The sequence below is a fragment of the Achromobacter sp. DH1f genome, assembly GCF_000633435.1.
Taxonomy (GTDB): domain Bacteria; phylum Pseudomonadota; class Gammaproteobacteria; order Burkholderiales; family Burkholderiaceae_B; genus Achromobacter; species Achromobacter deleyi.
Window position 1 is genome coordinate 1 of record NZ_AYMF01000054.1, and the last position, 13,825, is coordinate 13,825.

The following is a 13,825-nucleotide window of genomic DNA, read 5'->3' on the forward strand; positions in this document are numbered from 1 at the left end:
GGGCAGGCGGCCGACGACGATGTCGACGTCGCCGGTGGCCAGGGCGGGCAGAAGCTGGGCCGAAGGGCCTTCGCGGACGGTGACCTGGATGCCGGGGTGGTCGGTCATGAGGCGGGCGATGGCTTCGGGCAGCAGCTTGGCGGACGCGGCGATCAGGGTGCCGACGACGACGTGGCCGCTGGCGCCGCCCAGGACGGCGTCGATGTCGTCGGCCATGTAGCGGATCTCGGCCATCATGGCGTGCACGCGGCGGCCCAGGACCAGGGCCAGTTCGGTGGGGGTGACGCCGCGGTTGGAACGTTCGAACAGGGTGGCGCCGAAGAAGGCTTCCAGGTCGTGGATGGCCTTGGTGACGGTGGGCTGGGTCAGGTGCAGTTCGCTGGCGGCGCGCGACAGCGAGCGGCGCGCCAGCACGCGTTCGAAGATCTGCAGCTGGTGCAGTTTCAGCTTGTGGCTGAGCGCGTTGGGCGTGATGCGGAAGTTCGACATGCGCGCGGCCGTCCCGGCGGGGCGCCGGGAGCGGGGATCCTGTTCCGAAGGAAAAGCCGGACGGCGGTCGCGCGCCATGGCCGTGCGCGGGGAAGGCTTAACGCGCGAGCGGCTTGTAGGCGACCGCCTTGATTTCAATCAGCAATTGCGGGTGCGGCAGCTGATGCACCGCCACGGTGGTGCGTGCCGGCCCATCGGCGTCGAAGAACTCGCCGTAGACCTGATTGTAGCCACCGAAGTCGTTCATGTTGACCAGGAAAGTACTGATCTCGACCAGGTCGGCAAGGCCGGCGCCGGCGGTGGCCAGGATGTCGCGGATGTTTTCGATGACGGCGCGGGTCTGCACGCGGATGTCGAGCGTGGCCGTGCCCAGGGCATCGACTTCGGCGCCGGCGATGCGGTTGTCGGGCAGGCGCGAGCTGGTGCCGGAGACGAACAGGAAGTCGCCGGCGCGCTTGATGTGGGGATAGTTGCCGCGGGGCGTGGCTTTGCCGGCGACGACGGTGGCGCTGATGGGGGCGGTGGTCATGGTGGTTTCCTTGGAGGCTTAGAGCTTGATGCAGACGTTGGTGGGTTCGGTGTAGAAGTGCAGCGAATGGCGGCCGCCTTCGCGGCCGATGCCGGACAGACCGCTGCCGCCGAAGGGCGTGCGCAGGTCGCGCAGGAACCAGCAGTTGACCCACGCCAGGCCAACCTTCATCGCCTGGGCCACGCGGTGGCCGCGGGTCAGGTTCTGGGTCCAGACGGCGGCGGCCAGGCCGTAGCGGGTGTCGTTGGCCAGGCGGATGGCCTCTTCTTCGGTGTCGAAGGGGGCCACGTGGCAGACGGGGCCGAACACCTCTTCCTTGATGCAGCGCGCGGTCTCGGGCAGGCCGGTCCAGATGGTGGGCTGCACGTAGGCGCCGGCATCGCGGGCGTCGCCGAATTCGGGGATGCCGCCGCCGGTGACGACGGTGGCGCCTTCTTCGCGGGCCAGCGCGAAGTACGACAGCACTTTCTCGCGGTGTTCGCGCGACACCAGCGGCCCCATGCCGGTGGCGGGGTCGTCGGGCCAGCCGATGCGCAGCCCCTGCGCGCGCTCGGCCAGTGCGGCGACAAAGCGCTCGAAGATCGGGCGTTCGACATACACGCGTTCGGTGCACAGGCAGACCTGGCCGCAATTGGCGAAGACCGAGCGCGCGGTGCCGTCGACGGCAGCGTCGAAGTCGGCATCGGCGAACACCAGCGCCGCGTTCTTGCCGCCCAGTTCGAACGACACGGGTTTCACACCCGGCGCCACGGCGCGCATGATGGCCGCGCCCGTAGCGGATTCTCCGGTGAAGGTGATGCCGTCGATGTCGGGATGCGTGGTCATGAATTCGCCCGCGGACCCCGGGCCGAAGCCGTGCACCAGGTTCAGCACCCCGGGCGGCAGGCCGGTGTCGCGCGCCACTTCGGCCAGCAGGGTGGCGGTGGATGGCGTCACTTCCGACGGCTTCATGATGACGGTGTTGCCAAAGGCCAGCGCGGGCGCGACCTTCCAGGTCAAGAGCAGCAGCGGCAGGTTCCACGGCGAGATCACGCCCACCACACCCAGCGGCTTGCGATAGGCGTAGTTCAGCGCCTGGCGGCCGTCGGGCGTGTCGGTCATGTAGCTTTCCATGTCCAGCGTGCGGGCCAGTTCGGCAAAGGCGCGAAAGTTGGCCGCGCCGCGCGGAATGTCGATCTGGCTGGCCCAGGACACCGGCTTGCCCGTATCGCCGATCTCGGCCTGCAGGAAGTCGTCGAAGCGGCGGTTGATGCCGTCGGCCAGCGCCAGCAGGTGATCGGTGCGGGCGGCAACCGGCAGCGCGGCCCAGGCGGGCAGGGCGCGGTGCGCGGCGGCCACGGCGCGGTCGACTTGTTCGCGGCTGGCTTCGTGGGCCTGCGCGATCAGGGCGCCGTCCACCGGGCTGTGCTTGTCGAAGGTGGACGCGCCGTCTTCGAAACGGCCGTCGATGTAGTTGCGCAGTTGGCGGATCGTCATGATCGAGATTCCAGAAGAGGCCGTGGCGGTCGGACGACCGGACGGGCTTTTGTGTATAAAGTACGTATACGTACTATTATGGCGATAGTAAGGAGCCGGCCAGGTGAAGTCAATGCAGGGTTTTGCCGGAGGGGACGAGGTCAGCGCCTACAATCGCCACGCGTATTTCAAGGAACCGCCCGATGCCCGCATCCCGTTCAGTCCCGCCCCAAGCGTTACAGGATTTCGACCTGACCCAGGTGGCGTCCCACTTGCTGCGGCGCGCCCATTTCCGGGCCGAGGGGCTGTTCGCGCAGGCGTTTCCCGAAGAAGACCTGACGCCGCGCCAGAAGGCCCTGCTGATCACGGTGCATCAGAACCCTGGGGCCACGCAAAGCCGCATCGCCGAGCTGATCGCGCTGGACCGCAACTCCTTCGCGGAAATGATCGCGCGCATGACGGCCAAGGGCTACGTGCGCCGCACGCGCTCGGCACAGGATGCACGCGCCTACGCGCTGGAAATCACCGACGAGGGCATGGCGTTGCTGGCCCGCGTGCTGCCGCGGGACGCCGAGGTCGAGGCCGAGGTGCTGGCGCCGATTCCGCCTGAACTGCGGCCCGTGTTCTTGAAGTGCCTGCGTCTGATGGCAGGGCTGGAGCCGGCAGAGGCGCCGTAAGGCGCGTGGTGTCAGGGGGTAGGTGGCTTGGGCGGGAGCGAGGGATCGGGTGCGTTTGCCGCCGGGGGGGCATCCGCCACCGCTTCTTCCTTCTTGGCCGCGCGGCCAAAGCGCAACGCGAACTGGCGCGTGAATACCGCGCCGAAAAAGAAGATCTGCGCCGAGTAATAGATCCACAGCAGCAGCGCAATCAACGAACCCGCCGCGCCATAGGCCGACACGGCGGCCCCACGGCTGAGATACACCCCGATGCCCCACTTGCCCACCAGGAACAGCGCCGCCGTCACGATGGCGCCGGGAATGACGTCGCGCCAGGAAATTCGCGCACTGGGCAGCAGTTTGAAGATCACCGCGAACAGCGCCACCACCACCGAGAACGAGAAGGCGGTGGAAATCCAGTCGGCCACGGTGGCAAAGGCGGACGCGGCCCACAGGTCGCCGTAGTACTTGCGCGCCGCGCCCAGTGCCGCGTTCACCGTCAGCGAAATCAGCAGGAACAGCGCCAGCACCAGCACCAGGCCGAACGACAGCATGCGGCTGCGCACCATGCCTTGCAGCCCGCCTTTCTGGTTGGCCGACACTTCCCACAGGTCATCCAGGCTGGCCTTCAGCTCGGCGAAGGCCGTCGTGGCGCTGAAGATCAGCACGAAAATCGAGATCAGCGCGGCGATCCAGCCGCCGCCCGATTCATGCGCGCTGGCCAGCACCGTCTGGATCACCTCGGCGCCGCGCTCACCCGTCAGGTCGCGCAGCGACGAGAACAATTCCGACCGCACCGCGTCTTCGCCAAAGAAGGCGCCCGCTACCGCAATCACCAGGATCAGCATCGGCGCCAGCGAAAACACCATGTACAGCGCCAGCGCAGCGCCCTTGCTGGACGCGCGGTGAGTCGACCACTGGTTGGCGGAATCCATCAGCAGCCCGCCGATCTCGGACGGACGCAGGGCACGCAGGCTCTGGGGTAGACGCATGGGACTGGGCTCGGGCTTGGGATCCCTCATTGTAGGGACGCATGCGCCGCGGCGAAACCCGCAACTTGTAGGCAAGTGTTCCGACTCGGGACACAGGCGTGCCGCAGAACCGGGCGGTCAGGAACGCTTGGCACAAAAAGAAAAACCCCCGGGGCGAAGGTCCGGGGGTTTCTCGGGGTACTGTTCCCCGGCCGAAGCCGGGGAGGCCTTGCAAGGTAAGCGGGACTTAGAAGTCCATGCCGCCCATGCCGCCCATACCACCCGGCATGGCCGGGGCAGCGGGCTTGTCTTCGGCCAGTTCGACCACGGCGGCTTCGGCCGTCAGCAGCAGGCTGGCGACGGAGGCAGCGTTTTGCAGGGCGGTGCGGGTCACCTTGGTGGGATCCAGCACGCCTTGCTCGACCAGGTCGGTGTACTCGCCGGTCGCGGCGTTGTAGCCGTAGTTGCCCTTGCCGTTCAGCACGTTGCTGACCACGACGCTGGCTTCTTCGCCGGCGTTCGTGACGATGGTGCGCAGGGGCTCTTCCACAGCGCGCAGGATCAGCTTGATGCCGGCGTTCTGGTCAGGCGTGTCGCCCTTCAGGTCAGCGATGGCTTGCTTGGCACGCAGCAGAGCCACGCCGCCACCAGCCACGACGCCTTCTTCCACAGCAGCGCGGGTAGCGTGCAGGGCATCTTCGACGCGGGCCTTCTTTTCCTTCATTTCGACTTCGGTGGCAGCGCCAACGCGAATCACGGCAACGCCGCCGGCCAGCTTGGCCACGCGTTCTTGCAGCTTTTCACGGTCGTAGTCGGACGTGGCTTCTTCGATCTGGATACGGACTTGCTTGACGCGAGCCTCGATCGACTTGCTGTCGCCAGCGCCGTCGATGATCGTGGTGTTTTCCTTGCCCACTTCGATGCGCTTGGCTTGGCCCAGTTCAGCCAGGCCGGCCTTTTCCAGCGACATGCCGGTTTCTTCGGAGATCACCGTGCCGCCCGTCAGGATGGCGATGTCTTCCAGCATGGCCTTGCGGCGGTCGCCGAAGCCCGGAGCCTTGACGGCGGTGGTCTTCAGGATGCCACGGATGTTGTTCACCACCAGGGTGGCCAGCGCTTCGCCTTCGACGTCTTCGGCGATGATCAGCAGCGGACGGCTCGACTTGGCGACTTGTTCCAGCACGGGCAGCAGGTCACGGATGTTGCTGATCTTCTTGTCGAAGATCAGGACAAACGGGTCTTCCAGCACGGCAACTTGCTTTTCCGGGCTGTTGATGAAGTAGGGCGACAGGTAGCCGCGGTCGAATTGCATGCCTTCGACGACGTCCAGCTCGTTTTCCAGCGACTTGCCGTCTTCGACGGTGATGACGCCTTCCTTGCCGACCTTGTCCATCGCGTCAGCGATGATCTGGCCGATGGAGGAATCGCTGTTGGCCGAGATCGAGCCGACTTGAGCGATTTCCTTGCTGGTCGTGACCGGCTTGGATTGCTTCTTCAGTTCGGCGACGGCGGCGGCGACAGCCTTGTCGATGCCGCGCTTCAGGTCGATCGGGTTGAAACCGGCGGCAACGTACTTCAGGCCTTCCATGACGATGGCTTGAGCCAGCACGGTGGCGGTGGTGGTGCCGTCACCGGCGTTGTCGGAGGTCTTGGAGGCAACGTCCTTGACCAGCTGGGCGCCGATGTTCTCGAACTTGTCCTTCAGTTCGATTTCCTTGGCGACGGACACGCCGTCCTTGGTCACGGTCGGGGCGCCGAACGAGCGCTCCAGCACGACGTTGCGACCCTTGGGGCCCAGGGTGGTCTTGACAGCGTTGGCGAGGACATTCACGCCGCGGACGATGCGCACACGGGCGTCGTCACCGAACAATACTTGCTTGGCAGCCATTTGTTAGCTTCCTTCGAAAATTCGTTTGAGGCAGGGTTTACTGGACCACGGCGAGGATTTCGTCCTCGCGGATGACGAGCAGCTCTTCGCCGTCAACCTTCACGGACTGGCCGGCGTACTTGCCGAACAGAACCTTGTCGCCAGCCTTCAGGTCGACCGGCAGAATCTTGCCGTCTTCGGTCTTCTTGCCGGGGCCGACGGCCACGACTTCACCCTGGTCGGGCTTTTCAGCGGCGCTGTCGGGGATGACGATGCCCGACGCAGTCTTGCGCTCGTTTTCGAGGCGTTTGACGATCACGCGATCGCCCAGGGGACGCAAGGCCATGAGGAACTCCTGTTACTTAAGAAGAAAGTGAATGATCGGTTTGGCCCGGGAGACTGTTAGCACTCACCGGAGTCGAGTGCTAATTATAGGGATGATGTGGTGGGGTTCAAGGGGGCGGGGGCGGGCTGTTACATCTTGGGAGGGGCGGAGGGGCCCTGAAGAATGTAACTGCGTGGGGCATTGCCGGTGGCTTGCGATGGATCAGCCGGCCGGAAGGCGCCGGCTTGCGCCACGGCGATCGGCGTTGCACTGACCGCCAGCAGGGCGCCGCGGCGCGTCAGCGGGGGATCCCCGCGGCGAAAGCGCAGCCTACGAAAACGTAGCCTGCGGAAACGTAGTTGGACACTTTAAATACGCAGTTAGCCGGTGCGAGAGTGGAACCTAGATATTGAACAGCTTGATGAATGCATCGGCATCGCCGCCGCCCCATTCTTTGAAAGAGTCAATGTGTATGACGCCAAATGGAATGCTGTCTTCTTTGATCACATTCTCTGTTACGTGCTCAAGGTACTTGATGGTGCGCACGGGAGCATAATTCTTATATGCGTGAATGACCAAAAATACAGGATTCGAGAGAGATTTATCCCGGAATTGATTGAGCAAAAGATACTGACCGACAACCACTTTCGCCATATTGTAAGAGTCAAGTTCTATGAGTACTTGTCTTCCATTGTGCTCAAAGTAGTGGTCAACGGAGGAGCTGAGTTTTCGTCCCTTTTTATCCTCAATTGTGTAAACCGTTCCTTTCAAGAGTGTTACGTCTCTAACTTTCTTGCCGAAGAGGTCGGTGAAGATTTTCTCGTTGTCTTTTGCTAATGCCATAAAAAGCCTAATTAAATTCGGAAGGCAAGCAGCAAGAATGCCCAATTCGCGTAATATTTTATGCTCTGCAGCCCTAGAGGAAAATTAGATTTTGTCGATTTTAGAGAAGCCTAAAAATCTTTAGCTCAGCCGTTGGCTGATACTGAGGATTGCTAACGGAAGGACTGCTCCTGGCCGGTTACAGCTGTTTGCGACCGTCTGCTCCCGGCCTACTGCAGAAATTCGCTAGTAAGTCGGCTTAAATTATGAACTTAAGATTTTGCACGCTCGCACATGCAGTGAATGACCAAAACGTAATATGACACTTTAAATAATGTGGAGAACTGACCACGGCCGACGCGAACATCTACCCAGCTTTGAGTATCCGAACTTCGCTATCTTTTTGCTTCGAATGCTGAAAAGTCTAGCCCACTAGCCTTGAGCTTGTCCGCGCCACGGCGCATGAGTTCGAGAAACTTGGGTTGGTCTGCTTTCAACGCCTTAAGTTGAGACAGACAGCGAGCGTAGTCCGAGGGGCATCCAGAGTTCGCCGGTAGTGCTTGTGCGAGTGCAACAGCTTCCACGGCTTTGAAGGCGCCGAAAAATGATGTCTTGGAACGACCCGCCAAGAAATCGTCAATGCTTCTCATGAGGTTGCCTTCTACCTCTGACGATACGTCTTGCGCCAACCGACAATCCTTGAACATGGGGGTGCCTATGATTGAGCCATTGCCGAAGCAAACGAGTGCAACGTGATCACCTCGCTGCAATTTCGCAGCCGCATCGGAGCTAGTTCCTATCAGGGAGGCTTGAGGAGCGATGTAGCCCTTGCCGCGTAGAACCAAGTAGGGAGCGTTACGCAGCCCGCTCTTGATACTCGTCACGGTTCCTAACAGAAGAACCTTTTTCCCGAAGAATTTTTTGTCTGCGGCCACTTCGTTGGCGTTGTAGTGTGCAGCCACCTGCTCAGCCGATGTCAAATCAGCCTGGATCGCCTTAGCTGCCTCGGTGGGCTTTGACATGAACAACTTAACCTCTTCACCTACCAATACAGCGGCCACACTACGCTCGAGGTCAGACGGTTCATAGACACCGGTTGCGCGTACAGCTGCATGAAGGCCGAGGAGTGTCATTACGGCCAACCAAGGGGAAATCCGCATCTCGATGCTCTTTTTTGTCGAAGTAGTTTCGAGATATTACGGCAATCAAGTTTTGGGCGGGACGTCTACCGCGGCCATGGGCTTCTCCCCGGTGTGAATGGTTCTTTGTAACTCATGGCCGGGCAAGCGTGTCTCGAGCTTGGGTCGAGTCAAAAATGCCAAGAAATTTTCGCCTTGGAGCCGTTTTCTCCAGGATCGCCCCATCGAGAAGACGGTCTAATTCGCCCTTTAATGGACGCGCAGCTTGAGCGCCTAGTGCGCCGAGCTTTTCAACGCCTTCGCGTGCGCGATCCGCCAGGCCGAACATCGCTACGATTTGGCAACACATCACCCAAGCGGCGGTGACAGGCGGACCTTGCTGGATGATGCATGCACCTGCCTCCTTACGAAGTTCGACGCTGCGCCTTTCACGAGCCTTTTTCGAGACATTGATGCAAAGCCACGCACAGTTATACGCCCAGCGTAGATTTCTAGGATCAATTTTCACGCTGAGGAAGCGAGCATGATTGAGTGCGTCTTCGAGCTTAACCAGTTCTAAAAAGTTCATTCAATTTAGTGATTAGGCCATCACCAAGTGGACTTCCCCGGTCAGACACCACGGCCTAATGAAAATATTCGATGCGAGCCCGGTTTTCTGAATATTTTATTGGTGGGAAAATTTTCATAAATAAAGTGTATAGTTACCTTTTGATCGATTTTGTTTTATTTTGGCGCGCCTGGGCGAACCGTTACACCCAAGCCCGATGAAACGTCTATGGCATGCAGTCAATGATAGGCGGACGGCTTGCTCCTGGCTCAACGAAGAAAGGCCCGTTCGGTCTGAGTCACTTCCTACACGTGGCTCGCCTACGGATACGTCCGGGGCACGGGCCGTTTAACTCTGCAACCTCCGGACATGAATATGCTCAACAAGATGGACCAGCCTTACGATCAAGTCATCGCTATGGTCGATCGGTCCCTTGCCGAAATTTCCGGAAAGATCACAGTCAATGGCAACCTCGATCTGATAGCTGCGATTGACCATTCCAGGGCATTGCTGGAGACGTTCCGCGATAAGACGGTGAAAGACGTCAGTGAACTCAGAGAGTTATCCGAGTGGGACACATTTACCATCGCGCTCTACGGAGAGACTAATGCGGGAAAGTCGACCCTGATCGAGACTTTGCGTATTCAACTGGGTCATAGCGAAAAGCTGGCCACGCAAGAGAAGTTCAATGCCTTGATCAAGGGTCTGCGCATCGACCCGAACGATCTGGTGGCTTTGGGTTCTACCATCCAGACACTCGAGGCCGAGCTGGCCGAAGGGCAGATCCAGGCCCAAATACTGGAAAAAGGATGGCAGGACGAAGAGTCGACGTTCAACAAAAAAGCGCAGGCCCTGGGAGCGCTCGCCAAACAGAGGAGGCAGGGATTCACTGTATGGCAAAGGTTCGTCTTCCTGTTTAAGACGCTCGAAGAGGAGAAGATGCTGCTGGTGCTCCGCGCAAAGCTAGGCGAGATGCAAGCCAGCAACGATGCACAGCGAAAGGCAGCGGCCGATAACGTGCAGAAGGTCAGCGATGAGCTTGACCGATTGCGTGCCGATCAGGCCGAAATTGAAAAGTCGCTCGAGCGTCTGGAGCCATTGCAGGACGGCCGCATCATAGGTAATGGCCGCTCCGATTTCACGTTACAGTCCCATGCTTACCATTTCGTGATCGATGGACAGCAATTCCAGTTGATCGACGTTCCGGGCATCGAAGGCGACGAAGCCTTGGTGATGAGCGCGATTGATGCTTCGGTAAAAAAGGCCCACGCAATTTTTTACGTGACGCGCGCTGCCACGCCTCCGGGTTCGGGTAGCGAAGGCCAGGAAGGAACGATCGACAAGATCAAGCGCCAGCTGGGCAAGCAGACCGAGGTTTGGGCAATATTCAATAAGAGCGCGACAACCCCGCAGATCCTGAAAGGGAAAACGCTCGCCAACAAGAATGATCTGATCGGCTTGGGCGATCTGGACAAATCGTTGGGTGCCACGCTTGGTGACGTCTACAAGGGCCATCTCTGCGTCAGCGGTATGCCGGCTTTCCTGGCATCGGCGACTTGTCTGCTTCCCAGCAACCCTCATACGAAAAGCCGGCAGAAGTTTCTGTCGGAAATGAGTGCCGGCGACATCCTTGACCGCAGCGGTATGCATGCATTTCTGCAATTCATCCGTGGCGACATATGCCGGGATTTTCGCAGGAAAATCGTTGAGGCAAACAAGAAGAAGATCGCCAGTTGCCTGCAGGAAGGCATAGATCGCCTGCTTCAGGCACGTGACAGTTTCGCGCAGGCTGCGAAGAAATTGAAGGCTCAGTACAAATCCTCTGCAACCCAGGTCGACGATCTGCTTTCCGGGACCCAACGGCGGCTCGATAGCGAATGCAATGACGCGTTGGCTGAGAAGAAATCTTCCATGCGTATGGCGGTATACAGCTATATCGCCACGGATAAAAGCAATGACGATTTCAAGGCGCACCTGACAGCGACGTTGCAAGAGCTCAAGGAGACCGTCGGTCCCGACCTGGAGGGCCGTTTCCAAAAAGTATTCGAGTCATTCAAGAACGATGCGGAAGAAATCGTCAAAAAGAACCAGAAGAATGTGGACGAGATTCTTCGATACACCATCAATGACCCGTTCTCGGCGCTGAATCTGAGCTTCGATACCAAGTTCGAAATGGACAACGGCATCAACATGTTGGGGCTTCTTTCGACTTTCGGTGGCACCATTGCGTTAGTCTGGGCGTCGTTCCTTGCCTCGAATCCCGCCGGCTGGACGGTCGCTGCGGTGCTTGGCGCAGTGGGGTTGGTCTTCAGCTTCTACAAGGCAGTGCGAAGCTTCTTCAGCTCTGACTACAAGATGGCTCAGCAGCGCAAGTCTGCGGATGAAAATCTCGACAAGGTGTTCGCGAAATTGGCTGAAATGCTGAAGCAGAACATCGATTCTGCCAAGACCCAGATCGGTGACGCGCTGGATGAAGCCAAGAAGCAGATGAACATTCCCTACGAACAGAGTGACGGCACCCGTAAGGCCTTGGAGAGGATTGCCGCCGACATGAAGGCCTTGCGCGACAAAGTCGGCAAGGCGTCCGCTTTTGATACGGCTGCCGTTCTTGAAAACGCAGCATGAGTACAGGAGTCTTTGCAAAATGACCAGCACAATTCATTCGTTCGAGCAGCAGAGGCAGAAGGCCTTGCGCATCCTGTCCAGCTTGACCGCTTTCGTCGACGAGGGGCGGGATCTCGGGGTCCAACTGCACGCCGAGTTGGTGGAAAAACTAAAGGCGTCGGTGGAAATTACTACTGACCAGAAACTCAAGGTAGCGTTGGTCGGCGGATTCTCTGAGGGCAAGACTTCGATTGCTGCGGCCTGGCTGGAGGAGCTTGATCGCAAGAGCATGAATATCAGCCAGCAGGAGTCATCGAGCGAGGTCGCGATCTATAACTTCAAGGATCAACTGCAGATCATAGATACGCCAGGGCTGTTTGGCTTCAAAGAAAAGACCAACGCAACGACCGCTCAGATAGAGAAATACAAGGACATCACGAAGCGTTATGTGAGCGAGGCTCATCTGATTCTCTATGTGATGAACCCGACCAATCCGATTAAGGAGAGCCATACCGAAGACTTGAAATGGTTGTTTCGCGCGTTGAACTTGTTGCCCCGCACGGTATTCGTGCTGAGCCGGTTCGACGAGGTGGCAGACATGTCGGATCCGGCCGAGTTCCGGGAGCAGTTTTTGATCAAGAAGACATCGGTTCTCAAGCGATTGGACGACGTTCTGGATCTGACGGCGCAGGAGCACACGGATGTCAGCGTAGTGGCCGTTGCTGCTAACCCTTTCGATATGGGCGTCGAGCATTGGCTGCAGAACCTCGCTGAGTTTCGTCGCCTTTCACGTATAGACGAACTGCAGGCGGCAACACAGAAGAAAATAGAGGGTAATGGTGGTGTATTGGTTCTGGTGAATGAAACCAAGAAAAGCATCATCTCGGACATCATCACCAAGCAGTTGCCTGCGGCAAAAGAGGCTTATGCCATGCTGGCTGACGAAGCCCGGCGCGTAACTGAAATCAAGCAAAGCCAAACCATCGAGTTGCAGCGGGTTTACGGAAATATCGGGCAGGCTCAGGTGCGTCTGCGAGGCCGCCTGTTGCGCTATTTCGAAGACGTGCAATTGCAGGCCAAGAATGTCACGCTAGAGACGTTCGATGATTTCATGCACCGCGAAATTGGCAATGAAGGATGTCTGGTCGAGCAACGAATCCAGGAGATATTCAGTGACGAAGTTGGCGGGATCTCGCGCGACCTGAATCGGATTGCAGTTAACGTCAACAACGAACTAGAGCATTACAACGACGTGGTGACAACGCTGGGGAAAAAGGGAGTGAAGTTCCTTTCACAGCCTGGAGTCATCACCAACAGCAGCGTCCTGGCGGTGCGCGACGGCATCAGCACGGCAACCAAGATGGTTGGCCTCGACATTGGCAAGTATCTTAAGTTCAAACCCTGGGGAGCGACGAAATTGGCCAATGGCCTGGGCAGTGCGTTGGCCGTGGTCGGGATTGCCCTGGAAGCATGGGATAGCTATAAGGCGCAAGAGCGCCAACAGGCTTTCGCGCAGGCCATTGAAACCATGCTCAAGAATCTGCAGGAGCAGTCCAAGGACGTCGTACGGTTGGTCGACTCTCCTGACTTTTCCGAGAAATTCTTTCCTGCCTTTGCGCATCTCAAGCAACAACTCGGTGCCATCGATGCCGAAATGCACACATTGCAGGAGCGCCATTCCCGCTTCAAGAAGTGGTATGACTACGGCACGGTCATCGATGCTCAGTTTCGTGAAATCAACGAAAGCGATCGGGTCAACTGGGAGCAGGTGCCAGATATCGTGCTTGATACGGCTCCCGTCATCTCATCAGTGGCGCCGGTTCCCGCGTCCGTTGCGCCGCCTGCTGCCTCACCGGCTGCGAAGGTTTCGCTCTGGTCTCGGTTGTTTTCTTGACAAGAGCGTCTTGCCGCCGAAGCCCAATGTGAGGGGGGGATGTGCCCGTCGCTTCCATTTCGGAGCGCAGAGCGCCTCTTCGTACGGTCACGAATGAGATTGCCGTCGAAGAGGCGACAAGCGATAAAGCGCGCGGCTTTTCCTGGTGAGCGGGGTCAAACAGCCCGATCACTAACATCGATGCTGTCCTAGAAGTCCAAGCGGATCAGGGTGCAGCTCGCGGCGGACGCGAGCGCTCAACTGGCGGGGAGCGTAGCTTCAACCGTTCGAAGCCTCTTGGATACTTTTTTCAAGTTAGGTGAACCATTCCGGTGAAATCCTCAACTTGAATGAACCAAACGCACCAAGTTCAATGAACCAAAAATTCCTAAGTCATTGATTTTTATAGGATGGAATTTTTAACTTCAATGCACTTCGACAGCTGGCAATAGATCAGCCGACCGGAAGGCGCCGGCTTGCACCATGGCGATCGGCGTGGTGCCGACCGCCAGCAGGGCGCTGCGGCGCGTCAGCGGGGAATTCCCGTG

General features: G+C 58.9%; 12 protein-coding genes. 3 read left to right on the forward strand and 9 right to left on the reverse strand.

What is annotated here, in order from left to right; all coding sequences use genetic code 11:
- From U858_RS0132185 to U858_RS0132195, 3 genes are all read right to left on the reverse strand, one after another.
- The coding region (locus tag U858_RS0132185; protein ID WP_025141210.1) for a LysR family transcriptional regulator at window positions 1–489 on the reverse strand (489 nt) is incomplete at its 3' end.
- 97 nt (window positions 490–586) lie between these two features.
- On the reverse strand, window positions 587–1,018 hold the full coding sequence (locus U858_RS0132190) for a RidA family protein (RefSeq protein ID WP_025141211.1): 432 nt from the start codon (window positions 1,016–1,018) through the stop codon (window positions 587–589).
- A gap of 18 nt (window positions 1,019–1,036) precedes the next feature.
- A complete protein-coding gene (locus U858_RS0132195) occupies window positions 1,037–2,494 on the reverse strand; it encodes a 2-hydroxymuconic semialdehyde dehydrogenase (RefSeq protein WP_025141212.1) in 1,458 nt (485 codons plus the stop codon).
- Between the two features lie 182 nt (window positions 2,495–2,676).
- Here U858_RS0132195 and U858_RS0132200 point away from each other — a divergent pair, with 182 nt between their 5' ends.
- Window positions 2,677–3,150: a MarR family winged helix-turn-helix transcriptional regulator gene (locus U858_RS0132200; protein ID WP_025141213.1), complete on the forward strand. Its 474-nt coding sequence runs from the start codon at window positions 2,677–2,679 to the stop codon at window positions 3,148–3,150.
- An 11-nt stretch (window positions 3,151–3,161) separates the two neighbouring features.
- Here the strand turns inward: U858_RS0132200 and U858_RS0132205 are convergent, their stop codons facing one another.
- The 6 genes from U858_RS0132205 to U858_RS35835 form a co-directional block, all read right to left on the reverse strand.
- Window positions 3,162–4,121, reverse strand: coding sequence for a YihY/virulence factor BrkB family protein (locus U858_RS0132205; RefSeq protein WP_025141214.1), 960 nt, complete (start codon window positions 4,119–4,121; stop codon window positions 3,162–3,164).
- Between the two features lie 226 nt (window positions 4,122–4,347).
- On the reverse strand, window positions 4,348–5,988 hold the full coding sequence (groL, locus tag U858_RS0132210) for a chaperonin GroEL (RefSeq protein ID WP_006227642.1): 1,641 nt from the start codon (window positions 5,986–5,988) through the stop codon (window positions 4,348–4,350).
- 37 nt (window positions 5,989–6,025) lie between these two features.
- Window positions 6,026–6,313 (reverse strand): co-chaperone GroES, encoded by a 288-nt coding sequence (groES, locus tag U858_RS0132215; protein WP_006221616.1) that lies wholly within the window; start codon window positions 6,311–6,313, stop codon window positions 6,026–6,028.
- Between the two features lie 381 nt (window positions 6,314–6,694).
- A complete protein-coding gene (locus U858_RS35830) occupies window positions 6,695–7,135 on the reverse strand; it encodes a hypothetical protein (RefSeq protein ID WP_157838888.1) in 441 nt (146 codons plus the stop codon).
- A gap of 374 nt (window positions 7,136–7,509) precedes the next feature.
- Window positions 7,510–8,274, reverse strand: a complete 765-nt coding sequence (locus U858_RS34525; RefSeq protein ID WP_081821794.1) for a hypothetical protein — start codon at window positions 8,272–8,274, stop codon at window positions 7,510–7,512.
- A 112-nt stretch (window positions 8,275–8,386) separates the two neighbouring features.
- The gene (locus U858_RS35835) at window positions 8,387–8,821 is read right to left on the reverse strand and encodes a hypothetical protein (RefSeq protein WP_157838890.1); all 435 of its coding nucleotides are present in this window, start codon (window positions 8,819–8,821) and stop codon (window positions 8,387–8,389) included.
- A gap of 354 nt (window positions 8,822–9,175) precedes the next feature.
- Here U858_RS35835 and U858_RS0132235 point away from each other — a divergent pair, with 354 nt between their 5' ends.
- Window positions 9,176–11,425 (forward strand): hypothetical protein, encoded by a 2,250-nt coding sequence (locus tag U858_RS0132235; RefSeq protein ID WP_198529775.1) that lies wholly within the window; start codon window positions 9,176–9,178, stop codon window positions 11,423–11,425.
- Window positions 11,426–11,444: 19 nt separating this feature from the next.
- A complete protein-coding gene (locus U858_RS0132240; RefSeq protein WP_025141218.1) occupies window positions 11,445–13,298 on the forward strand; it encodes a LeoA/HP0731 family dynamin-like GTPase in 1,854 nt (617 codons plus the stop codon).
- Window positions 13,299–13,825 lie beyond the last annotated feature (527 nt).